This is a genomic window from Robertkochia sediminum (genome assembly GCF_016786255.1).
GTDB lineage: Bacteria > Bacteroidota > Bacteroidia > Flavobacteriales > Flavobacteriaceae > Robertkochia > Robertkochia sediminum.
Map to the genome: position 1 here is coordinate 171,993 of NZ_JADMKT010000080.1, position 24,532 is coordinate 196,524.

At 46.4% G+C, this 24,532-nt stretch carries 20 protein-coding genes and 1 tRNA gene; 14 read left to right on the top strand and 7 right to left on the bottom strand.

Annotation, left to right across the window (positions count from 1 at the left end; all coding sequences use genetic code 11):
- The first annotated feature begins 1 nt into the window (after position 1).
- The 6 genes from IS446_RS14035 (at position 2) to IS446_RS14060 (ending at position 4,998) form a co-directional block, all read left to right on the top strand.
- On the top strand, positions 2-262 hold the full coding sequence (locus IS446_RS14035; RefSeq protein ID WP_203061387.1) for a thiamine-binding protein: 261 nt from the start codon (positions 2-4) through the stop codon (positions 260-262).
- Positions 246-884, top strand: a complete 639-nt coding sequence (gene pnuC, locus IS446_RS14040; RefSeq protein ID WP_203061388.1) for a nicotinamide riboside transporter PnuC — start codon at positions 246-248, stop codon at positions 882-884. Before IS446_RS14035 ends, pnuC begins: the two co-directional genes overlap by 17 nt.
- Positions 839-1,441, top strand: coding sequence for an AAA family ATPase (locus IS446_RS14045; RefSeq protein ID WP_203061389.1), 603 nt, complete (start codon positions 839-841; stop codon positions 1,439-1,441). Before pnuC ends, IS446_RS14045 begins: the two co-directional genes overlap by 46 nt.
- Entirely contained in the window at positions 1,398-2,960 is a 1,563-nt protein-coding gene (locus IS446_RS14050) for a DUF4301 family protein (RefSeq protein WP_203061390.1), read from the top strand. The genes IS446_RS14045 and IS446_RS14050 overlap by 44 nt, the downstream gene beginning before the upstream one ends.
- A 227-nt stretch (positions 2,961-3,187) precedes the next feature.
- Entirely contained in the window at positions 3,188-3,502 is a 315-nt protein-coding gene (locus IS446_RS14055; RefSeq protein WP_203061391.1) for a hypothetical protein, read from the top strand.
- Positions 3,503-3,636: 134 nt separating this feature from the next.
- Positions 3,637-4,998, top strand: coding sequence for a sigma-54-dependent transcriptional regulator (locus IS446_RS14060; protein ID WP_203061392.1), 1,362 nt, complete (start codon positions 3,637-3,639; stop codon positions 4,996-4,998).
- Here IS446_RS14060 and IS446_RS14065 read toward each other — a convergent pair.
- Positions 4,995-7,445: an ATP-binding response regulator gene (locus IS446_RS14065; RefSeq protein WP_203061393.1), complete on the bottom strand. Its 2,451-nt coding sequence runs from the start codon at positions 7,443-7,445 to the stop codon at positions 4,995-4,997. The genes IS446_RS14060 and IS446_RS14065 overlap by 4 nt on opposite strands.
- A 295-nt stretch (positions 7,446-7,740) precedes the next feature.
- Between IS446_RS14065 and IS446_RS14070 the strand changes: the two genes are divergently transcribed.
- Positions 7,741-10,122, top strand: a complete 2,382-nt coding sequence (locus IS446_RS14070) for a TonB-dependent receptor (RefSeq protein ID WP_203061394.1) — start codon at positions 7,741-7,743, stop codon at positions 10,120-10,122.
- Positions 10,123-10,182: 60 nt separating this feature from the next.
- Here the strand turns inward: IS446_RS14070 and IS446_RS14075 are convergent, their stop codons facing one another.
- A complete protein-coding gene (locus tag IS446_RS14075; RefSeq protein ID WP_235996514.1) occupies positions 10,183-10,632 on the bottom strand; it encodes a hypothetical protein in 450 nt (149 codons plus the stop codon).
- A gap of 111 nt (positions 10,633-10,743) precedes the next feature.
- Here IS446_RS14075 and greA point away from each other — a divergent pair, with 111 nt between their 5' ends.
- Complete coding sequence (gene greA, locus IS446_RS14080; protein ID WP_203061395.1) at positions 10,744-11,217, top strand: transcription elongation factor GreA; 474 nt, start codon at positions 10,744-10,746, stop codon at positions 11,215-11,217.
- Positions 11,218-11,497: 280 nt separating this feature from the next.
- On the opposite strand, the gene IS446_RS14085 is transcribed toward greA, so the two are convergent.
- The 3 genes from IS446_RS14085 to IS446_RS14095 all read right to left on the bottom strand — a co-directional run bounded on the left by IS446_RS14085 (position 11,498) and on the right by IS446_RS14095 (position 13,297).
- Complete coding sequence (locus IS446_RS14085) at positions 11,498-11,998, bottom strand: YciI family protein (RefSeq protein ID WP_203061396.1); 501 nt, start codon at positions 11,996-11,998, stop codon at positions 11,498-11,500.
- A 135-nt stretch (positions 11,999-12,133) separates the two neighbouring features.
- Positions 12,134-12,628, bottom strand: a complete 495-nt coding sequence (locus IS446_RS14090) for a CYTH domain-containing protein (RefSeq protein ID WP_203061397.1) — start codon at positions 12,626-12,628, stop codon at positions 12,134-12,136.
- Between the two features lie 12 nt (positions 12,629-12,640).
- Complete coding sequence (locus tag IS446_RS14095; protein WP_203061398.1) at positions 12,641-13,297, bottom strand: NAD-dependent epimerase/dehydratase family protein; 657 nt, start codon at positions 13,295-13,297, stop codon at positions 12,641-12,643.
- A 56-nt stretch (positions 13,298-13,353) separates the two neighbouring features.
- On the opposite strand from IS446_RS14095, the gene dinB reads away from it, so the two are divergent.
- From dinB to IS446_RS14125, 6 genes are all read left to right on the top strand, one after another.
- Positions 13,354-14,457 (top strand): DNA polymerase IV, encoded by a 1,104-nt coding sequence (dinB, locus tag IS446_RS14100; protein WP_203061399.1) that lies wholly within the window; start codon positions 13,354-13,356, stop codon positions 14,455-14,457.
- Between the two features lie 47 nt (positions 14,458-14,504).
- A complete protein-coding gene (locus IS446_RS14105) occupies positions 14,505-15,902 on the top strand; it encodes an exonuclease domain-containing protein (protein ID WP_203061400.1) in 1,398 nt (465 codons plus the stop codon).
- A gap of 105 nt (positions 15,903-16,007) precedes the next feature.
- Positions 16,008-16,079, top strand: a tRNA-Arg gene (locus tag IS446_RS14110).
- A gap of 668 nt (positions 16,080-16,747) precedes the next feature.
- Entirely contained in the window at positions 16,748-17,974 is a 1,227-nt protein-coding gene (locus IS446_RS14115; protein ID WP_203061401.1) for a glycoside hydrolase family 16 protein, read from the top strand.
- A gap of 112 nt (positions 17,975-18,086) precedes the next feature.
- On the top strand, positions 18,087-18,647 hold the full coding sequence (locus tag IS446_RS14120) for a hypothetical protein (RefSeq protein WP_203061402.1): 561 nt from the start codon (positions 18,087-18,089) through the stop codon (positions 18,645-18,647).
- A 181-nt stretch (positions 18,648-18,828) separates the two neighbouring features.
- Complete coding sequence (locus IS446_RS14125; protein WP_203061403.1) at positions 18,829-20,910, top strand: M13 family metallopeptidase; 2,082 nt, start codon at positions 18,829-18,831, stop codon at positions 20,908-20,910.
- 186 nt (positions 20,911-21,096) lie between these two features.
- On the opposite strand, the gene IS446_RS14130 is transcribed toward IS446_RS14125, so the two are convergent.
- Together IS446_RS14130 and IS446_RS14135 are read right to left on the bottom strand one after the other, a co-directional pair.
- On the bottom strand, positions 21,097-23,562 hold the full coding sequence (locus IS446_RS14130; RefSeq protein ID WP_203061404.1) for a ferredoxin: 2,466 nt from the start codon (positions 23,560-23,562) through the stop codon (positions 21,097-21,099).
- Complete coding sequence (locus IS446_RS14135; RefSeq protein ID WP_203061405.1) at positions 23,559-24,530, bottom strand: thiamine pyrophosphate-dependent enzyme; 972 nt, start codon at positions 24,528-24,530, stop codon at positions 23,559-23,561. The genes IS446_RS14130 and IS446_RS14135 overlap by 4 nt, the downstream gene beginning before the upstream one ends.
- Positions 24,531-24,532 lie beyond the last annotated feature (2 nt).

Sequence of the window (24,532 nt, forward strand, 5' to 3'; positions counted from 1 at the left end):
AATGGAAATATCTGTAGAGCTTACCCTTACCCCCATACAGGATGATTTTGAACCGGCTATCATCCAGTTGATAAAGAACCTGAGGGGCTCAGGTCTCACCGTATTAGAGAATCCGCTAAGCACGCAGGTTTATGGGGCTTATGACGAGGTGATGGCTGTGTTGCAAACAGAAATAAAGACGGCTTTTGAAATGATCGACAAAGGCCTGTTGTATATGAAGATCGTAAAATCTGACCGAAGCGATTATGAACCACATTTTTGATCTTATCGCCGAACCCTACCGGGATGTACCTGTATACCTGATCATACTCGAAGCCATAGCCGTGGTGTTCGGGTTTTTGAGTGTTTGGTATTCCAAAAGGGAAAACATCCTGGTGTATCCCACCGGGATCATCAGCACCCTGATCTTTGTCTATATCCTTGGGTACTGGGGGCTGCTTGGTGATATGCTTATCAATGCCTATTATTTCTCCATGAGTATCTATGGGTGGTATCTGTGGACCCGTAAGGTCGATGCCGACCATTTTATTCCCGTGACCCGGACCACAAAGAAAGAGCATCGCTGGTCGGTGTTGTTATTTGTGGGGACCATGGCTTTTGTGATCCTGGTCTATGAGGTCTTTGATAAATGGGACGGATGGCTGTCTTATGCCGATGTGGTGACCACAGCCATATTCTTTGTGGGGATGTGGCTTATGGCCAAGAAAAAACTGGAAAACTGGATCTATTGGATCATCGGAGATATTATTTCGGTGCCGTTATATCTTTATAAAGGCTTAACTTTAACCAGCTTACAATATTTTATATTTACCATAATTGCGATATACGGTTATCTGGCATGGAAGAAAAACTTAAACAAAAGTCCGGCAACCTTGTTAAGGTAGTATTGTACGGTCCGGAATCTACCGGGAAGACTACCCTGGCAAAACGCCTGGCCGAACATTATAAAACGGCCTGGGTGCCCGAATTCGCCCGGGATTACCTGCAGGAAAAATGGGATCGGGAGCAAAAGGCTTGTGAGCGAAAAGACATGATCCCCATTGCGGTTGGGCAAATGGAGTCGGAAAATGAACTGGCGAAGGAAGCCGATACCGTTCTGATCCTGGACACCAATCTCCTGGTAACCATGGTGTATTCTGAGGCTTATTACGATGGATATGTAGATCCGTTGCTCGAAAAATATGCGCTGGAAAGTCAGTACGACCTATATTTGTTAACCTATATCGATACGCCCTGGGAGCCCGATGACCTTCGTGACCGCCCTGACCGCAGGGAAGAGATGTTTGATTATTTTCTGAATACCCTGGATACCCATGGGCTGCCCTATGAAATATTAAAGGGAGATAAAGAAGAGCGATTTATAAAAGCCACTAATCTAATAGATAAACTCATTGCACATGACCCAACTACTAAACGCCGATCTAAAGCAAATAAAGAGTAAGGGTATCGCACCTGAAAAGATCGAGGAGCAGATCGAGGTCTTTAAAAGGGGGATCCCTTTTGTGAACCTTGTGGCTGCCGCTACTATAGACAATGGAGTAGAGCGTTACTCAGGGGAAGAAAGACAAAAGTACATTGACCGTTTTCAGGAAGAACGGGATAACCTTGACCTCCTGAAATTCGTGCCTGCTTCCGGTGCTGCCACGCGAATGTTCAAGGCGCTTTTTGAGTTCCTGAGTGGCTTTGATCCGGAGAAGGAAACGGTGAACGCCTATGTGAACCGTACCAATGATCAGATCATACGAACCTTTTTTGTAGGGGTGGAGAAATTCCCCTTCTATCGCGAGGTGATGGAAGAGATGGAAAAGCGCTATCCCGACTATATCAAACTGTCTTATGACCACCAGAAGCTTATCTTCATAAAACTGTTGCTTTCTGAAGATGCTTTTAACTTTGGAGATTTTCCTAAAGGACTGCTTCCTTTCCACCGCTATAAGCGCAGGGCTTCAACCGCTTTTGAAGAGCACCTCTATGAGGCCGCCATCTACAACAGTGCGCATGGCAAGTCGCGATTGCATTTCACCATTTCCGAAGAGCACTTACAACGGTTTAAAGAGGAGTTTAAAAAGATTAGAAGTGAGGTCGAAGAGAAGACAGGGGTTACATTCGATATTTCCTTTTCTTTTCAAAAACCTTCAACCGATACCATTGCGGTTACCCTCGATGATGAACCCTTCAGACTTGAGTCAGGAGAATTGTTGTTCAGGCCCGGGGGGCACGGTGCACTTATTGAAAACCTGAACGAACAGGAAGCCGATCTGATCTTCATCAAGAACATCGATAATGTAGTAGTGTATAAATTCAAGGAAGAGATGACCGAGTACAAGCAGATGCTTGCCGGAAAACTTCTGGAATTGCGGGAACAGGCCTACGCCTATTCCAAACTGCTCGATGAGTCGGTGCCGGACGAGGCGACCATTCAGGAGATCATGACCTTCTTGTCTGAAAAACTCAATGTGCATATCAAGTCGGATGTCAATAAGTATAAAGAGATCTATCAGATCGAGTTCTTAAAAGAACGACTTGCTGCACCGATACGGGTTTGCGGGATGGTACAGAATGAAGGAGAGCCCGGAGGAGGACCCTTCTGGATTAAGGATGAGAACGGAAATATTTCCCTACAGATCATCGAATCGGCTCAGATCGATATTAAGAACAAGTTTCAAAACAAGATCTTTAAAGAGTCTACGCACTTTAACCCCGTTGATATCGTATGCAGTGTTAAGAATTATAAAGGCGAAAAGTACGATCTTCTCGATTTCGTAGATCACAACCAGGCCTTTATCACCCATAAAACCAAGAACGGAAATAAACTAAAAGCCCTGGAGCTTCCCGGATTGTGGAATGGGGCTATGGCCCGATGGAATACGGTATTTATTGAAGTGCCGTTGATCACCTTTAATCCGGCCAAGACCGTGGTAGATCTTCTCAAACAACCCCACCAGGTGAGGGCGCTATAAGTGTTCCCTGTGTAATGTGTACCCGTAAAGTGTGTAATTTTTACACAGTGTATACCGCTTTTACACAGTAGCACGGTTTATGTGTTTTTTGCTATAAAAAGTCACAACCCCTGTAAAATCAATGGTTTTCAGGGGTTTTTTGTGTTCTGGCATGAAGCTTTTTACAATTGGTACGATAGTGGCATCTATATAAGAAACACATTCACAATAACTTAAATTAATTGATTATGAAAAACCTAGTTTTAGTTTCAGCATTGGCTTTAGGAAGTTTTACTTCATTCGCAGCAACTCCGGTTATTTTTCACGATGGGATCGCAGAAGATATCTATCATGAAGTATATCAGGAAGAGTTTACCGAAGTAGCTCATGATGAGGTGCCACAGGCAGTTAAAGATGCGTTGGCCAATGATTTTCCGGGAGCTGAAATTTCTAAGGCTTATGTAAATGAGGCCAAAGAGTATAAGCTGGAGGTGACCATGGGTGAAGAAACCGCTACCCTCTATGCGAATGAGAACGGAGAATGGATTAATAAATCAGAATAATAAAAAGATCACATAGTAGTATTTAGTTAGTTAGTTTGATTGATAAAGAGGATGGGGAAACCCATCCTTTTTTATGTAATATATTTAAAAACAGTACTTTATATGTTTATTTTTGTGTGGTAACACACACAATTATGTCCAGGGTTTTGCTTATTGAAGATGATGTAAACTTTTCAAGGATGTTTCAAAAGTTTTTGGAGCGTCATGGGCATAGTGTAGACCATTGTTCCAGTGCCGAGGCTGCATATACCGTGCTTAAAAAGAATAAGTACGACCTGGTTTTCTCCGACCTTCGACTTCCGGACGATGATGGTATCCAGTTATTAAGTCATTTTAAAGCGGTCGATGAGCAGCTTCCCGTGATCCTTATGACGGGGTATGCCCAGGTGACTACTGCCGTGGAAGCCATGAAAAAGGGTGCCTTTGATTATATTTCCAAGCCCTTTAATCAGGAGGAGGTGCTGGCGGTAATGAATAATGCCTTGAAAAAGGAAGTCTTGTCAGAGTCCGTTTCAGATGCCGGGCTGCCGGCTGTGAAAACATCTGTTAATAGCCAACTTTCGGAAAAGGTCAGGGGTATAAGTAAGGCCTCTCAGAAGCTTAATGAGTACATTGCCCTGGTAGCCCCGACGAATATGTCGGTGCTTATTTCCGGTGAGAGCGGTACCGGGAAAGAAGTGGTTGCCAAAGGCATTCACGATCAGAGCAGCCGGAAATCGGCTCCCTTTGTACCTGTAGACTGCGGAGCCATACCGCGGGAGATCGCCGGTAGTGAGTTTTTCGGGCATCTCAAAGGGTCGTTTACAGGGGCGGTAAATAATAAAAAAGGGCACTTTGAGGAAGCAAACGGAGGGACCCTCTTTCTCGATGAGGTCGGAAACCTTCCTTATGAGGTCCAGGTGCAACTACTCAGGGCACTTCAGGAGCGAAGGATCAAGCCTATAGGTAGCAGTAAGGAGATCGAGGTCGATATCAGAGTGATCTCAGCCACGAATGAAGACCTGCAAAAGGCGGTGAGTGATGGTCGCTTTCGGGAAGATCTTTTTCACCGTCTCAATGAATTTTCCATCCAGGTACCTTCCCTTACCGATCGTAAGGAAGACCTCATGATCTTTGCCGATCACTTTTTACAACAATCCAATGCACAGCTGGGAAGATCGGTTGTAGGCTTTTCTGATGAAGTGATCGGGATCTTTCAGGAACATCAGTGGCCTGGAAATCTCCGGGAATTGTCTAATGTGATCAAAAGGGCGGTATTGCTATGCGGAGGTGACCTCATAGAAAAAAAGAATCTGCCCCCTGAATTTATCGAGGAGGCCCTCAAGGCCGAAGCCCAACCGGTAAGAATGAACTTTTCGAAAAAGGAGAACGAAAGGGATCTCATCCTCAACGCCCTGAAAGAGACGGGGAATAATAAATCGCATGCGGCCAAACTTCTGCATATCACCCGAAAAACCCTTTACAACAAGCTCAAGGAATATGGTATAAAGGCTTAATGAAATGTCTCTAACGATCGTTTCAGGTCGTGGAACGCGGTTTCCAGTTGTTCGATCTGCTTCTCGAGTTCGCTTATAACTTCCGGTGGTTGGTGTTCTAAGGTGTCAAGGGCAGATACCATGTGTTTTGCATGTATTTGATGGAACATGGTGCGCATGCGGTGGGCGAGGTCCGAAATGGCTTTCCTGTCTTTCGCTTCAGCAAGGGCCTTCATTCGTATGAGATCGTCTTCTGTCGTGATCACCAGATCATCTAACAGCTTTCTTACGGCAATCTTATCGTGATCCATAAACCCCATTAGGTCGTCCAGCACAAAAAGAGCAGGGGAGGTAGTCGTTTTTTCAGTAGGTGCTGCTATGGGTGGTTTTGATTCAGCATTACCTGTTGTTTCCAGATTCCTGATCACTTCCAGGAGGTCTGACGGATTATAGGGTTTGAAGAGAAATGCTGTAAATCCGTTCTTCAGGTATTTTTGTGCATCGAGATCCTTCCTGCCGGAAACGGCGATCACCGGTTGGTCCTTGTATCGATAAGCAGGATCTGTTCTTAACAGTTCCAGGAAGCGGAATCCGTTAATTCCGGGAAGCTGAATGTCGGTAATGATGAGGTCGTAATCGATCTCCGGGATCTTGCTTAAAGCTTCGGTAGCACTCTTAAAGGGATGAACTCCGGCATTCGTGGTTCGAAGCCAGTCTTCGAGCATTTGTAACAGGAGGGTATCGTCGTCAATGATCACCACGATCTTACCACTCAGGTCTCCGGCTGGTTTTTGCGATACCTCAGATGGTTTGGAGGGTAATTTGCTAAATCGTGCGGGTAATTCGAGGGTGAACGAACTTCCGATACCTTCCTCAGAAGTCATTTTCAAGTCGCCCTCGAGGAGTCCGGCAAGCTTTCGGGAGATAAAAAGGCCCAATCCGCTACCTCCGAATTTCTTTTCGTGGCCGGCTTCGGCCTGTATAAATTCCCTGAAGATATCGGCTTGTTTTTCTTTCGGGATCCCTATACCGGAATCTTGTACTCCTATGGTTACCAGGTCGGATGCTGCGTCGTGGTTGAGCGAAAGCGTTATCGTTCCGGATTCGGTGAATTTATACGCGTTTCCTATAAGATTATTGAGGATCTGCCTTACCCGGTGTGGATCGCTGATGAGCTTTCCGGGAAGCTTTTCAGGGAAGTCATAAGTAAGGGTAATGGGTTTGTTGCTGTAAATGGTGCGCACACTCTCGGCGGTCTCTTTGATGAGCTTGGGCAGCTGAAAGGGAACAGGGTCGATGGTAACCTTTCCCGCCTCTAGCTTGGTGTAATCCAAAAGGTCGTCTACCAATTTGGTAACGTAGTTCGAAGCGGTACGTATTCTGCCGGCGTAATAGGCCTCCTTCTGGGTCTGGGTATTGCCGGCCAGCAGTTCGGTGTATCCGAGTATGGTATTTAAAGGGGTGCGCAGATCATGACTTACCATAGAGATCAACTGTTCCCGGCCTTTCAGAAGGGTTTGGGTGTACTCATTGGCCTCCTCGAGCTGCTCCCTGTACCTTTGACTCTGCAGGAAATCGTTGAGGATCACCAGGGAAAAAAGGATCGCAAGCACCACCCCGATAACGGCTGCCCAGCTGAGCACATTAATACTTCGGTTCAGGATGCGTTTGCGTTCGGCATTGGTTTCCCGGGCATTCTCAAGAAGTTCTTTCTCGAGTACAGACAGTATCTGCCGTAACTGCTGAGAGGTATTCAGATCGTTCTGCAAGAGGGTGTTTTCCTTAATAGCGACCGATAACCTTTGTCGGGCCGTCTCTTTCTGGATCTGTTCCAGCATGGCTCTTGAGGCGATCACCAGGGAATCCAGGGTGCGCTCATCAACAGTATTGGTAGAGTCACGGGGAATGTAGTTGTTCAGGATGTTGATCTGTTCCTGGAGCAGGTCCCGCCTCCGGGTGCCCAGTGCATCGGGGTTTGCAACAAAATCTTCGAGAGAAAGGCGTCCCAGGGTTTCTTCGATGTTCGAAAATTTTTCAATAGCCCGGTCCAATGCAATTTCAGAGGCATTGTTATTGCGTATCTGCCGCAGTTCGCGTATGTTGGTCACTTTTTGTTCCAGCAGGATGCCTATACTGTCCAGAAGAGCCTGCTGATTGGCATTGGTCGTGATCGTGCGCAGGGAATCCAGGGTGATGCGTATGGAATCGGTTTTTTGCAGGTAGGCCCGGTAAGTACTTTCCTTACTGGATTGAATGGCTGAACGGGCAAAACTCTCACTCTCGTACATCTGGGTGAGTAGCCTGCCAATGCCAAAGACCTTATTGTTTTCCTGGGTATTGTTCTCCTGTGCACGTGTAAACGAATTGAGCTCGGCATAGATGATCCACCCGGCAACAATGGCCAGAAGGAGCAGCACCAGGTAACTGATGAGTACTTTTGCCGTGATGACTTTTTTTAACCTGGCCATAAAGCAAAGATAATCAGAGTGTTGACAAGGCCGGTGTTGAATTTTGTAAATATTCTCTTCTTTATTGGGGATTACTTCTTAATTTTGCCCCGTCTCAAAAGGGGTGCCTTAACGGTTCTGCGAACAGATCGCGAATCATGCAGGCTGAGATCATACCCATAGAACCTGGAACAGGTAATGCTGTTTAGGGATGGCGAAGAAAAGGTTGTACCGGCCGGAAGCCGATTCTTCGAAGAAAATCAAATAATTAATAGCAAGAATAATGACCCCTTTTTATTCGTAAAATTTATTACGGATGAAGATCATTAATCTATTTACACTACTTTTTGTACTCTTTACTTCGATGGTGCAAGCCCAGGAAAACAGGGTTTACGGCACCTTTAAAGACCAGGCGGGGGAACCCGTGCCCGGGGTATCGGTTAGGGTGAAGGGTATCGATAAGGGAACCCAGACCGATACGAATGGTGAATGGGAACTCTACCTGCTTAACGGCAATTACGAACTTGTTTTTTACTACGCTGCTCCGCAGCCGCTTCTGAGAGCGATCACGGTTGACGGAGCAACCAGGGTGCCTGTACAGCTCACGGAAGAAGATGTCCTTCTCGATGAGGTGTTGGTTTCTGCTGTAAGGGTCGATACCGAATCGCCGGTGAGTTTCTCTGATCTGTCGGCCTCAGAGATCGCACCCCGAAACCTGGGGCAGGATATTCCTATTCTTATGAACTACCTTCCGGGGGTGGTTACTACCTCCGATGCCGGTGCTGGAGTAGGGTATACCGGTATCAGGGTTCGTGGTAGCGATGCGACCAGAGTGAATGTTACCATTAACGGGATCCCTTATAACGACGCTGAGTCCCAGGGAACCTTTTGGGTGAATCTTCCCGATTTTGCCTCTTCGGTAGAGAGCTTGCAATTGCAGCGCGGGGTAGGTACTTCGGTAAATGGTGCCGGAGCCTTTGGTGCCAGTCTGAACCTGCTTACCGATGCCGTTTCCCAGGAAGCCTTCGCACAGGTCTCAGCAACCGGTGGAAGTTTTAATACCCTGCGTAACAATCTTAAGTTCAGTACCGGACTGCTTAACGACCACTTTGAGGTGTATGGCCGACTTTCCAGGATACAGTCAGACGGTTATATTGATCGCGCACGTGCCGACCTGGAATCGTATTTTCTCCAGGGGTCTTATGTAGACGATAATACCCTGATCAAAGTGCTCACCTTTGGGGGGAGCGAGGTGACCTACCAGGCGTGGTATGGGATCGAAGATCCGGAAATACTGGAAAATAATCGCACCTTTAATATTGCAGGAGCGATCTACGACGAGAATGGAAATATCGTTGACTTCTACGATAATGAGGTCGATAATTACAAACAGGACCACACTCAGTTGCACTGGAACCAGCAGTGGTCGCCTTATTGGAGTTCGAATATAGCCCTGCACTATACCTACGGACGAGGGTATTTTGAACAGTACCGCCAGGATGACGATTTTGATACCTATGGACTCGAACCTGTGAATATTGATGGAGAATTGGTCAATACCACCGACCTGATACGAAGAAGGTGGCTGGATAATGATTTTTACGGAACCACCTTTTCGGTGCAATACCAAAAAGACAACTTAAAGATCATTACCGGGGGTGCATGGAATAGGTATGAAGGCGATCATTTTGGAGAGATCATCTGGGCGCGCTATGCCGGAGATAGCGATTACAAAGACCGCTACTATGACGATACTTCGGTAAAGACCGATCTTAATTTTTATAGTAAGCTCAACTACCGCCTGGATAACGGACTAGGGTTCTATGCCGATATGCAGTACCGTACGGTAAATTACCAGGCCAACGGAAATGAAACCGGACTGGTTGATGATACGTTTAACTTTTTTAATCCGAAATTCGGACTCACCTATAGGTTAAACGATGCCCAGCAATTCTATGCGTCGTTTGCCCGTGCCCATAGGGAGCCTAACAGGAACGATTACGAAAGTGGGAATCCGCGACCTGAAAAGCTCAATGACCTTGAACTGGGATGGCGTTACAGGGGGGCAGACCTGGAACTTAATGCCAATGTGTATTATATGAGGTATAAAGATCAGCTGGTGCTCACCGGAGAACTTAATGATGTAGGTGCACCACTGAGAAGTAATATAGGAGATAGTTACCGCCTGGGTCTGGAGGTTGATGCGACCTGGCGCCTGGGAGAGAACTGGATCGTAAGGCCAAATATCGCTCTGAGCGATAACCGCAACCTGGACTATTTCTTCGAATTGGATGGGGAGCTGCAGGACCTGGGGAATACCACCATCGCTTATTCGCCTTCGGTGATCGCCGGGAATATGCTCACCTGGTTGCCGGTAGATGGCATGCAGGTAGCCTTCCTTTCAAAATACGTTTCAGAACAGTACCTGGGGAATATCGATGCCGAGAGTTCTAAGCTCGACGATTACTTTGTAAATGACCTGAATATACAGTATACGTTCGCCGATGTTGCATTCTTTAAGGCCATTACTCTGAGCGCCTTGGTGAACAATATCTTTGACGTGAAGTACAGTTCAAACGGATATTTCTACACCTATGACATCGATAATGCCGATGGTTCGGTAAGTACCCTTAGCGGTACCGGGTATTATCCGCAGGCCGGGATCAACTTCCTGGCGGGGATAGACCTGAAGTTTTAGTAAGTTATCTTTTTAGGGGAAAAGATCAAAAAGGCCCTCTGCCGGTAACGGTCAGGGGGCTTAATTGAATACGGTGATGATGGGGCCGTTAACCTGAACCCGATAATTCAAGAGCGGATACGGTCTGCCATCTTCCGAAAATTCATTGAGCATGGCGCCGTTGAGCAGGCTGTACGTAAAGTCGTCGCATCCGCAATCGGCACTAACACCTCCTTCTATGGTCAGGGTCGAACAGTCGTTGGGTACGTGGTTGGGACATGAAGCTTCCCAGGCAACATATTGGCCAAATCCCTGATGGTAAACAATAATACCTTTGATGCCTACATTATTGCCTCCCACATAAAGAGCATTTCCGGCTATATTCAGGCTTCCATATTGAGGCAGGTTGAGGTTGAGGTCTATACTGAAGCGCGGTTCTAACAGGTACGGATTGCGATCTGTCTCGCTGTTGTCGCAGCTTACAGTTGCCATAGCCAAAGCCAATAGAGGCCATATGAATAAGTGTCTCATGGGAGCAAATTTCTGCCAATTTACAAAAATTAATGTTGGGTAAAATTTTGTATATTTGTTTGAATCCTCTTAGAGAAAAGGGGATTTTTTGTATTTATAAACCATGAAGTTATGAGTAAAGTATCTTATTATACTGAGGAAGGAATAAAGAAGTTACGACAAGAGCTCGACCAGCTGAAAAGCGTGGAACGCCCCAAAGCCTCTCAAGCTATAGCAGAAGCCCGGGACAAGGGAGACCTGTCTGAGAATGCAGAATACGATGCCGCTAAAGAAGCCCAGGGGCTTCTCGAAATGCGTATCGCCAAATTGGAAGAAACATTGTCTAATGCGAGGGTTATAGACGAATCCCAGCTGGATACCTCGAAAGTCTTAGTGCTTTCGTCTGTTAAGATCAAGAACCAGGCAAACGGGATGGAAATGAACTATACCCTTGTAGCCGAGAGCGAAGCCGACCTCAAGAGCGGGAAGATATCGGTGAACTCTCCCATCGGGAAAGGACTCCTCGGGAAGTCGGTAGGTGAGATCGCAGAGATCAAAGTACCTAACGGAACCCTGAAATTCGAAATTCTGGAGATCAGCAGATAGTGCGATCTCTAAAGTATATTTAAAAGCCTCCGTATTCCGGGGGCTTTTTTTAATGGGGTTGCAGGGTTGTAAAGTTACAAGGTGATGAGGTTACAAAGAGAAGAAGGTAAAGGAGTAAAGGGTAAAGAGGGTAAAGAGGGTAAAGAAATAGGTTGTTTTTTTGCCTACAGCCTACAGCCTACAGCCTACAGCCTACAGCCTACAGCCTACAGCCTACTGCCTACAGCCTACAGCCTACAGCTATCTACTAACTATTCCCTATTAACCACTAACTCCTCTCTCACCTTAACCCGAATCCTTTAGCCGCCCACCAGGGGTGAATTTCGATAACCCAACGGCCACTTTTCACCATAGGGTCCATATTAGCAAGGCTGTCGGCCATTTCAAATGTGGGTACATTGTAGATTGTAATACCCCTGATGTCACCATCGTCACCAAACGGACCGGAGATATCGGCATATCCTTCTTCGTACATCCTTCCAAGATGCTCTAGGTGTAGCGTTTGCAGGCTGTCGGCTTCCTGTTTGCTCTGGGACCGCCTGGGTCCTGCCTTAAGGAAAGCCATAAAATATTGCTGCATCAGGATGGTATCTCCTGTTTTCTGATCGACATAATCAAAGATCTGGTAACCTTCATTTTGAAGTCGGGCTTTTAATGCAGCAACAGGTATTTCGCTTTTTTGTGTTTCCGGGGTCAGCGTTGATGGCTGTTCTTTTTCGACGGTGACGTTGCAGGAGATCAAGGTCAGTAACAACGCCATGGTCGGTAAATTGGTTTTCATAGGCGGTTGGTTAAACGGTTAGGCAGTTATGCAGTTATACGGTTATAAGGTTATGTAGTTATACAGTTATGCGGTTGGGAGGTTTTAAATCAAGAGGGGGAGTTATCATTTACGATCCAACCCCCCCCCTATTCATTACTCCCTACTCCCTCTTTCCTCTTCACTCCAGTCTTTGAACGGATGCTTGCTGATCATGGAGTTGTAATAGCGAATGATCCCGGTAACCTCCTGTCCCAGCCAATCGGGTTTCGTGAATTCTTCGCCTTCCGCTTCCAGTTCGATCTCCGCAACTATGAGTCCGTCGTTGTCGCCGTGAAACTCGTCGATCTCAAAGCATTTCCCATCGACAAGCACCTCGTAACGGGTTTTGTCGATCACTCCGGGTTCACAAATACGCAATAAGGCCTCAGCTTCTGATGCTTCGATCTCCCGTTCCCATTCGAACCTGGAGGTCCCACTTTCATTCGAGATGCCTTTTACGGTCAAGAACCCACGGTCTCCTTTGATCCTTACTCGTACCGTACGTTCCGGATGGGTGTTCAGGAATCCCTGAACAATACGCAGTCCTTCGCTGGCCAGATTTTTCCAGGCATCTGAGCTTACCAGGAATTTATGTTCGATCTCCTTCATAGGTTAGCTGTTCTAATTAGCTGATAGTTCCATTAATTCGTCGTTTTGGTATCTTCCGGAAGGCTTTTTACCATTGGCCAGGCTTATCATGGCCCCGGCGATCTGCTCAGGTTCGATACTTCTGTATTTTTTCAGCGGACCTACCATAAGGAGATTCAGCCCCTTGAACAACTGTTTAAAGATCCATTCACCCGTGCGCTGTTCTTCTCGTTCTCCCCCTATAAGTCCGGGTTGTACGATATAGGTATTGGGGATGTTCTCCTCCAGGACGGCGTGTTCCATTTCCCCTTTCAGGCGGTTGTAAAAAACAGCGCTTTTGGGATTCGCTCCCATGGCAGAGATCACCACCAGGGTGTCTATACTGTTCTTACGGCATAGTTTTGCAGTAGCAAGCGGAATACCGTAGTCTATGGCCCTGTAGGTTTCTTTGTCTGGAGTTTTGGCTTTGGTGGTACCAATACAACAAAACACCTCGTCGGCATTAAATCGTGCTTCCTCTTTTTCAAGCCGCATCAGGTCGGTAAGGTGTTCGGTGAGTTTGGGGTGCTTTTGGTTCACAGAGCGCCGTCCGAATACCACGATCTCGCTGTAGCTATCATGGTGTAGTAACTGCTCCAGTAAATGACTTCCGGTGAGTCCGGTAGCTCCGAGAATGATCGCTTTTTTCATAGTGTTGGCTTGTGGGTTGCTCCCCTTCACATGCTAAATTACTTTAAATTTGCCGTATGGAAGAAAAGTTCCCGGTCAGAAAGATCATCCATGTTGATATGGATGCCTTTTTTGCCTCCGTAGAGCAGCTTGATGATCCCGGTCTTCGGGATAAGCCTGTGGCTGTAGGTGGGGGTGAAAAGCGGGGCGTGGTAGCAGCGGCAAGTTATGAGGCCCGGAAGTACGGCGTAAGAAGTGCGATGTCGGGAAGGGTTGCCGCCGAGCGTTGCCCGGAACTTATCTTTGTTAAACCCCGTTTTGATCGGTATAAAGAGATCTCTCTGAAGATCCGCAAGATCTTCCTGGACTACACCGATCTGGTTGAGCCCTTATCCCTTGATGAGGCTTTTCTCGATGTCACAGAAAACAAAAAGGGGATGCCTTCCGCCACCCTGCTGGCCACGGAGATCAGGCAGCGTATCTATGAAGAAACGGGATTAAATGCTTCCGCAGGGATATCGGTCAATAAGTTTCTCGCTAAGGTAGCCAGTGATATCAATAAGCCCAACGGACAAAAAACGATTCCGCCGGAAGAGGTGTTGGAATTTCTTGAAGGCCTTGATATTCGAAAATTCTTCGGTATCGGTAAGGTGACTGCAGAGAAAATGTATCAATTAGGGATCTTTAGCGGAAAGGAGCTAAAAGCAAGGTCTCTTGAATTTCTTACTGAACATTTCGGAAAAAGCGGGACACATTATTACCATGTTGTGCGGGGTATTCATCACAGTAAGGTAACTCCGGAGCGTATTCCTAAATCGGTAGGCGCCGAACGCACCTTTGAAGAGAACCTCAGTAGTGAGGTATTCATGCTCGAAAAGCTCACCCACATTGCCGAAGAACTGGGGCGACGCTTAAAAAAACAAAAGGTGGCCGGCAAGACCATTACCCTTAAAATAAAATACAGCGACTTTAAAACCCAGACGAGATCGAGAACTCTGGGGTATTATATTGCTGATCAAAGCCTTATTCTCGAGCTGGCCAAAGAATTACTATACCAGGAAACCCTTGAGAATTCTGTAAGGTTGCTGGGGTTGTCCCTTTCTAACCTCAATACAGGAAATACGGAAGAAGAACCTGAAGAGGAAACGGCATTAACCGTACAGTTGCGGTTCGAATTCTGAAGTCGCCCGGGAAATACCTTATTTTTAAATCACCAAAGTACATTGTTATGCGTTTTGCCATTGTCGATATTGAAACTACCGGACTTGCCGGACGGGATAACCGGGTGACCGAGATCGCTGTGGTATGGCATAACGGAAGGGAAAAAGAAAAGGAGTTTCACAGCCTTGTGAATCCCGGGGTTCCCATATCTCCATTTGTTACCGGACTCACAGGGATCGATGATGGTATGGTTGCTGAAGCACCCGCCTTCGAAGAGTTGGCCCCTCTGCTTTTAGATCTTTTTAAAGACCGGGTATTTGTAGCGCATAATGTGCAGTTCGATTACCAGGTATTACGTAGTGAGTTTAAGCGGATGGATCTGGATTTTAGAAGCAAGAAGTTGTGCACGGTACGGTGGTCGAGGAAAGTCTTTCCGGGACTTCATTCCTATAGTTTGGGTAAGTTGTGCGCCAGTCTGGATATCCCATTAGAAGACAGGCACCGTGCCAAGGGTGATATTGATGCTACCGTATTGCTTCTCGAGCGATTGTTGCATAATGATCTGGAGGAGGTATACCTGAAAATGGTTGCAGGAAATTCGGTGGAAGGAACGTTGCCTTCCCTCTTGCCCAAGGAGGAGTTTCTAAAGTTGCCTGAAACACCTGGGGTCTATTACTTTAAAGATCGCTATGGTAAGGTGATCTATGTAGGCAAGGCCATCAATATAAAGAAAAGGGTGTTGGGGCATTTTTACGATAAGCGCGCCAGGGAGATCGCTATGTGCCGGGAAACCGCCTCCCTTGATTTTGAGCTTTCGGGATCCGAACTTATGGCCCTGCTCATGGAGTCGAAGGAGATCAAGTCGGTATATCCCAAATACAACAGGGCTCAAAAGCGCACGAATAAGGGCTATGCGCTTATGGTTTACAAGAATAGAAAAGGCATATTACAACTGGGGTATAATCCTGTCTCATCGGTTCCTGAGGCGTTGCGAACTTTTTTTAATGTAACCGAATGTATCACCGAACTGGAGCGGCTTTGTATAAAATATGAACTCTGTCCCAGATACACGGCACTTCAGACCACAACGGGAGCCTGTAACCATTTTAGAGTAAAAAAGTGTAAAGGGATCTGTACAGCTCAAGAGGATGTGGCAGCGTATAATGAGCGGGTAACGAAGGCATTAGAGGAGCTTACCCTGGCTGAAGCATCTTTTGTCCTGGTACTCAAAGGGCGAACTCCCGATGAAAATGGATTGGTGCTGGTAGATAAAGGGATCTATAAGGGCTACGGATTTCTTCCTGCAGATGAACAGGTTTCTGAGTTTGAGACTTTTTATTCCTTTATAGAGCCGCAACGACACAATAGCGATGTGATGAAGCTCATTAGGCAATACCTTCTTAAGGAAGCCAATCCAAGGGTGATATTTCCTGAGCAGGGAGAAGATGTTCCTGGAGTATTTTAGGGTAGTGCAAGCAGGGGCTTTTCCGGAAAAAAATCTTAGAAATGCATTCCGGAACATTCAAATTCCGTTTATTTTTGTCTGTGTAGGTGAATCACTACAATTATCGGCCCCGTAGTTCAAGGGATAGAATAGAAGTTTCCTAAACTTTAGATCCAGGTTCGAGTCCTGGCGGGGCTACATCAAGCACAAAACCCATCGCGAAGGCGATGGGTTTTTTTATTCCGACCACGTCAAGAGCTAGCTCTTGTAAGGGGTGAGGGATAAAAAAACAATCCTTGCGTAGCAAGGGAAGGGTTTTGTATTTGGAGGCGTAGGTCAAGCAGGTCCATGCGCGAAGCGCGTACTCCTGGCAAGGAGTTTTGGATAGAAGCGGTTCTTGCGTAGCAAGGGTGAGGTTTTGTATTTGCATTAGTAGGTCAAGCAGGTCCATGCGCGAAGCGCGTACTCCTGGCAAGGAGTTTTGGATAGAAGCTGTTCTTGCGTAGCAAGGGTGAGGTTTTGTATTTGCATTAGTAGGTCAAACAGGTCCATGCGCGCAGCGCGTACTCCTGGCAAGGAGTTTTGGATAGAAGCTGTTCTTGCGTAACAAGGGTGAGGTTTTGTATTAGCATTAGTAGGTCAAACAGGTCCATGCGCGCAGCGCGTACTCCTGGTAAGGCTTTTAATGAAGTTTTAAGTCAAAGAGTTGATTCTAAGCTAATTTCAGGGTTATAGTGAACTTTGGAGTTAGTGCTGTTAAATGATAAAGATCACCTTAATGAAACGTTTTAATCGTATCTTTACCCGGTTAAAATTATAAACAAAACAACACCTTAATTATCGAGGTGCTGAGATACCCTTTAAAGATGAAACCTACTATGATGTCGCTAATGCAATTAGCTGTAAAATCTCGTTTTTTGATCGCTACATTCTTTACACTGTTTTTATTGCTTTCCTGTGGAGAAGACAAGCTGGAGCCTGATACCATGCCAAGAGATCTGGTGCTTAACGTTACTGTTATTGGCACAAATGCTTCCAATCCATATGGAGACGGTTCAGGTAGGGTGCAGGTTGCAGCAACCGCAAATAAAGCCGTTCGCTATGCCTTTAGTATGGAGGTAGGAGATCCGATAGAGAGCAAATCGGGAGTTATTCAATATGAATTCTCACAAGAAGGTACCCATACCTACGATATTACTGCATGGGCTTTTGGGGCTCAGGGTGAATTTATCAACGAAACTGTAACGGTTGAAGTATATAAGGCCGCGGTTAATGATGACTCTGGTGAAGGTTCCGGGGATGGCTCGGGCGAAGGCTCCGGTGAAGGTTCCGGCGAAGGATCAGGAGGTGAACAAGGCCTTATTTTCTCTGATGAATTTGAATACGAGGGAAGTCCGGATCCTGAAAAATGGCATCACCAGGTGATCCCGATTCAGGGTAGTAACTGGGCTAATGGTGAATTACAACATTATACCGACAGACAAGATAATTCCTATGTGAGTGACGGTACGCTTAAGATCGTTGCTAATAAGGAACAGTATATGGCCTATGGGTCTACCAAATCCTATACTTCGGCAAGACTCAACTCTAAATTCGCTTTTAAGTACGGACGGGTGGAATTTCGCGCAAAACTTCCGCAGTCGGCCGGGACATGGCCTGCATTGTGGACGCTGGGCGCGAATATCAATGAAACCGGGAACTACTTTGGCGATCAGTTCGGTAATGTTGGTTGGCCTCGCTGCGGGGAGGTCGATATCCTCGAGCAGACCGGATGGGATAAGAATTCGACAATAGCCCATTTTCACTGGGCAGACATGATCACTCATACCTATTTTAATGAGGGTGGTACTACTTCGGTAACCGATGCTTCTGGAACCTTTCATGTCTATACCATGGAATGGAGTGCCGATAGCATAAAGATATTTGTAGACGACACTCTTGTTCATGAACTTCCCAATGATGAGAATAAACCTTATAACGATCCACACTATTTATTGATGAATATTGCTGTAGGAGGAAACCTGGGAGGAGATGTACCTGCGAATTTCACCCAGGGTGTATTGGAAGTAGACTACGTTAGGGTATACCAATAGGCATTAAAGAACATATGGTTCTTTGTAAAGAAATATCATCAGGGCGAGCTGTAGCAGTATCGCCCTGATTTATTCTTGTTTCCTTTGTACTTTTTCAATTACATTTGTCCTGATGATCTATACCTTTTACAGATACAGCGTTATTCTTGTGGCTTTTGTAGCATTTGCTGCTATAAGTTGCGGGAGGTCAGAAGAGAAAGCTACACAGGTGGAAAATACGGTTGCAATACCAACCATATCCACTTATGCACCATTAGAAGAGCTATACGTCATAGACCCAAGGACCGGAGAACGCATGCAAACCTGGAAGGCGTTCTGGGAACTCGAAAAGGAGATGAAAAATTTCAGGGCGACAGAAAGTGGCGACCTGGGCTTTATTACCGATGAGCTTATTCGCTTAGAAGCGACCCTGATCAATGATTCTACCCTTGAAAAGGTCAATATTCCAGCGGTAAAAAGCAGGGTGCTGGTGTTCAGAACGTTTACAAAAAAGTTGAAGGATCAGCTCAACCATCGCGTACCCACTCCCGATATCGATACCACACGATTTAAGATCCTCGAGGCATATAATGCCTTTCGCTACCAGGTGTCTGACGCACTCAGAGATAAGGTGTATGAGGACTTTTTAAATCGCGATTCACTTCAGTTGGATACCCCGGCCGTTCAAAATTAAGGGTGCTACATTTTCTTCTGTCTTTAAAAAGATCATCAAGGGGTAAAAATTGCTATTTACACTTAATTGATCGGGATTAAGAAAATACCGCTAAAATTATGTTAATAAACGCATAAAGTCGGGGGTTAATTCGTTTCAAGCCTTAATTTTAGGAACGTTCCAAAAAAATCAAATTTATCATATGAAAGGTAACAAATTTACGTTGCTTTCATTGTTGGTTGCCGGTGCCCTTACTTTTTCCTGTAAAACGGAAAAAGACGACCGCATGGCTATGAGCAATGAGGCAGAAGTAGTGCCCGGGATCAACCTGTCCTATATGGATACCACCGTGGCCCCACAAGATGACTTTTTTAATTTCGTTAATGGTACCTGGTACCGGGAAACGGAGATCCCTGCAGATCGTACGGTTTGGGGAGGCTTTAACGAACTTCGCAAAACAACCACAGAAGATGCTTTGGCCATCCTTTTAAAGGAGGCAGGCAATGAGGCGCTTGACCTGACCACAGATCAGGGGAAGGCGGTAGCCATGTTCATGTCGATCACAGACACTGTGGCCAGAAATGAGGCGGGAATTGCTCCGTTACAGCCATGGTTAGATAAGATCGCTGCGATCGAAGATGTTGAAGGACTTCAGGATTATCTTATAGAAACCACCCCAATGGGAGGTAATGTGTTTTTCGGGATCGGTGTTAGTGCCGACTCTAAGAATACGACCCGTAACATCGCTTCTTTAGGAAGTGCTGGTTTGGGACTTCCTAACAGGGATTACTACATGGAGGAAGACGATCGCTCTAAAGAGATCAGAGAACTCTACAAGCAGCATATCGTTCGTATGCTGGGTATGGTTGGGGTAGAAGAAGCAGAGGCTACTACCGATGCTGAGGCCATCCTCGCTCTTGAAACCGAATTGGCAGGAAATACACTTGATAAAGTAGCCAGAAGAGATCCGAATAACACGTATAATCCAACTGCTGTTGCTGAACTTCCTGAGATGCTGGGTGCCTTTAATTGGGATAAATACCTCGATGCTGCAGGTGTTGCCGGAGCCGATACCCTTATTGTTTCTCAGCCGGATTATATGGCTTCCCTGGAAAATGTAATGAAGGCCGATCGTCTTGATGAGGTGAAGGCCCTTTTGCGTTGGGATGTGGTAAATTCTGCTGCCGGGATCCTGACCACAGATATGGATCAGGCCAATTGGGAGTTCTACTCTAAAGAACTCAATGGAGCACAGGAGCAATTGCCGATCAACGAGCGTGCCCTGTCTACCATTAACTGGTCTTTAGGAGAAGCATTAGGTAAATTATACGTAGCAGAAAAATTCCCTGCTTCGGCTAAGGAAACTGCCGAAGAAATGATCGGCAACCTGATCAAGGCTTACGAGGCCAGGATCACCGATCTCGAATGGATGGATGCCGAGACCAAAGCTAAGGCTATCGAAAAGCTTAAAGGGATCACTGTTAAGGTGGGATATCCTGATGAATGGGAAGATTATAGCACCCTGGAAGTAAAGTCACCAAAAGAAGGTGGGTCTTACTTTAACAATAGCCTGGCTGTAAGACAATGGTCTTTCAAGGAGAATATGGCCGAACTTAATAAGCCTGTAGACCGTTCAGAGTGGTTTATGGCGCCACAGATCGTAAACGCATATTACAATCCGCGTTACAACGAGATCGTATTCCCTGCTGCTATCCTTCAACCACCCTTCTTTAATTTCAATGCCGATGCAGCAGTGAATTACGGAGGTATCGGAGCGGTGATCGGTCACGAGATCTCTCACGGTTTTGACGATCAGGGCGCGCGCTTTAATGCAGAAGGAAACTTGAAAAACTGGTGGACTGAGGCCGACCTGGAGAAGTTCAGAAACCTGGGGCAGGATCTGGCAGATCAGTACAGCGCTATTGAGGTGGCTCCGGAACTATTCATTAACGGGAAGTTTACCCTTGGTGAAAATATCGGTGACCTTGGAGGTGTGAATGCCGCTCTTGACGGATTGAAAATTCACCTGGCAGAGCACGGAGATCCGGGACTGATCGATGGATACACTCCTGAGCAGCGCTTCTTTATGTCGTGGGCTACCATTTGGAGAACCAAAATGCGCGATCAGGCACTGCGTACCCGTATCCTTACCGATACCCACTCTCCTGGTATGACCAGAGCAGTGCAGCCACTTAAGAATATCGACGCCTTCTACGAGGCCTTTAACGTTAAGGAAGGAGATAGTATGTATCTCGCTCCTGAGAAACGCGTTAAGATCTGGTAATCCTAGCGGAGTATTATACATGAAAAAAAAGGCTGTTCCTCACGGAGCAGCCTTTTTTATTTGGTAGGGTAGCTTTGTATTTTTTGTCTTTATTGCAGAACAGCAGGTCTTCCTGGTATTTCAAAGCGGCAGCAGACGCAGCTGCCACTGCTCATATCATTTGCCGTTTTTAACCGCCTATTCGGGTCATTGGTATTTCTCCGCTCTTTTCAACAATTTCTCCAATCCGGGTTCCTTCGGGTCCTGAGGCAAACCCGGATGGATGCACATGGCCGGGCATTTCTCTGCTGCAGCAACGATCTTTGCGTATTTGTCGCCTTTGGGATTGTGAACATGGGCTTGTTTGTCGCTATTGTATTTAAAAACATTGGGCGCTGTATTGATACATTCGTTGCAGGAAGTACATTCATCGCTTTCCACCCAGGGCACTTGACTCACCGATACTTCTTCATTAGGAGTTTCCTCCGGAGCCGGTACGTTTTCATTCGGAGCCGGTGCTGTTTCAAGGGGTTCCTCATCCGTTTCCAATGTTATGTTAACAGGCACGGTAGCGCTTGAGCCTAACGCAAGGCTGGTCAGGTCGGTTTTTCCTTCCATGAGTGCCAGCAGTATATTGTGGATGGTTCTTTCCATGTCTGCGGCTCTTTGGGTTTCATACGCCTCAGATAACCGTGCTTCCAGTGCTTTTAGTGCTTCTTCTTTGGCCTTTGTCCACTCGGCTTTTGATTTGGACAACTTGTTTTCAAAATGCTGACTCTTTACCCCTCCCAGTTCCTGTAAAAAACGCCAATAGTCCAGTCTGCTTCTTATCTGTTGAAGCCAGGAAGCGGGAATGGCAGCCCTATGCAGTTTGTAGTCTTCATCCACTACCTGAATAATGGGAATCTTTCCTGTCTGTGACTCCGGATCGGCCGAAAGGTAGTCTGCGACAGCTACCAGACTTTCCTTTTGATACCAGTCGGGAATGATCTCAAGGGCTTGTAAATTGTGTGCCTCCATAGCAAGGTAATCTGCCGAGCTCAGACTGATCTGTTCTGTGCACTTTCCGCGGGAAGTTTTGATCTCCAGCACTTGATTTGGATATACGAGATCGCATTGCGGATTGGCCTCCAAATTGAAATGGCTTCCAAAATCCACCCCGGCCTCGATATCGTAGATCAGGCGCGGAAATTGTCGGCTTTCGATCGCCCTGTGGATCCTGATGGCAGAAGCTGGGCCATCTTCCGATCCGGCATCAGGAATCAATACGTTCCAGAGTGCGGGTGTGGTGGCATTCAGTCCTTGACGTAGGGCATTTTCAAAAGCGTAGGGGTCTTCAAAACTTCCCTGGTACACATAGGCGTTTCTACGAAAGGTTGCCAGGGATGCGATCTCCAGGGCACTTGCTTTCAATTTAGAAGCTACGACAGGTAAATTGATGTCGTTCAATGTGTTGATGGCGAAAACCTTAATGAAGGCCCCATCTGAAAAAAGGGAAAGAAAATCCTTTGTCTGATCAACAATATTGTGGCTTTCGTCAATGACAATCACGGGGCGGAAATATTTGATCTCCTCGTAATTCAGATAGGACGGGGCGAATCCTTCAAAATAGGCATCGTGTAAAGATTCGTCGTAGGTTTGCGTCATCTCAAGGTCCGCCAGACGCATCGCCCGGATCAATGCTGTAAAGTTGGGTAATTCCTTATCTAAATAGGCTTTGGCATGGGATAGGGCGTTAGATCCCACAACTTCAATTGTTGCCTGACCAAAAACCGCTTTAAGGTTGTGGCTTTCCAGTAGTTTTTTTGTGATAAAGATCTTATTGGGTTGCTCTGTATAGGATCTCACAGCGTTGGAAAGCGCTTTTATGCTTTCCCGAATGCGCTCGAGTCTCGCCTTTGGAAGATCTGAACTAACCCTTTGAGGTGAGACCTCCTGTACATCATCCAAGGAGAGAAGGTCTCCGGCAAATTCAAAATGCGCACTGTCCTTTTCCGGGCCCTTATCTTGGAGGTGGGCAATTGCACTCAGTCCTGATAGTTTCCGTTGCATATGAGCAATGAACTCTGAAAAGGTGGCCATATGCGATTTCAGCTGCATGTTGAGCAATTGATATGGAGTCTGTGCGCCAAAGCCCATTATGGGCCCTTGGCAGGATAAGAGCTTTTGTTTTACAGGGTCTAAATGCTCTTGGAAGTCCTTTGGCGTATCCTTGCTTAAAGCATTGCCCATGAGTTCCATCAATTCTTGTATCTGTGCGCTATGATCAAGTTCCGGTTTGGCTACTTGCAGATTTTCCTGAAGCGATAACAGGATGGAAGGGAGTTTCCCGATCAAGTCGTTGCCGATTTCCGATGCACAATGTTCTGAGATCAACCCTTCCAGTTGTTCGTGAAGGCTGCAGAGCTTGTTTTTTTTCGGATCGAATAGTACCGGATAGGCTGTAGCAGGTAATTCACCGCGCAAGCACGGGGCCGACAAGACCGGTGCTACGTTAATTTGTTGGCAAAAGTCTGTTTTTACACCCTGTACAAAGTACTTGTGCAACTGCTCGCGATAGCTTTTTAATTGTTCATGCGGAGGTGCGGATTCTTGCTCCCGGGTAACCACGACGTCGCTATGCGCATAACAGTCGAGGATCTGATCCGTATCTAAATTATTTATTTCGTTCATTTTACCGATTGACTTGTACTATATTGGTCCAATAAGGATTCCAGATTCTCCTTTTTTTCTTCAACTCCCATCCCGAGATTGTGAGCTCCATATTCATCATAGCGAACGTTGTCGGTATTTTGATATAGCAAACCTATTGGAATGCCATTATGGATCTCTGCGTGTTCCCTGGCCTTGTGGATATTTGAAGGGTCGTGTTCAATTACCCGGCCAAAGGCTTTCCGGGCCTTTGGCTTGAGGTTGATCCCATTTTCATTTGATAGCAGGATAAGGTTTTTCGGGTCGACAGCAATATCACCATAGAGGTCGCGCATAAATGCCGGACACCGTTGAACGATGCGTACAAAAGCGAGACCGGGATGTTCGGCGGCCTTTCGTATGGTCGCATAGAGGTGTGCAGCATTCCAATCTACGGTTTGCGCCACGAAAGAGACATTGGCCAATCCCAGGGTAGTTTGTAGCGGGTTGATCGGGGGAAGGAAGGATCCTTTGGGGTGTGTGTTGGAATGGGTGTTCAGCGGACTGGTGGGTGATGTTTGTTTTTTGGTCAAACCATAAATACCATTATCAAAGAGCAATGCTACCATTTTCATATTGTACCGGATTGCATGTACCCAGTGCGCTGCTCCAATGGAGCAACAATCCCCATCTCCGGTTACGACAAAAACGTTGAGGTCCGGTCGTCTGAATTTTACTCCGCTGGCAACGGGGAATGCCCTTCCATGTAGTCCGTGAAACCCATAGGTTCCCATGTAATGTGGAAATCGGCCACTGCATCCGATGCCGGAGACTACCACCGTTTTTTCAGGTTCGTATTGCATGTCCTTGCAAACGCGCTGTACCGTGGTGAGTATGGAGTGCCCTCCACAACCCGGACACCAGCGGGCTACGCCTTTACCATAGTCTTCCATGCCATAATCGTGGTCAAAGGAGGGGACAGAACAAAATTCATGAGTTTGTAAATGCATAC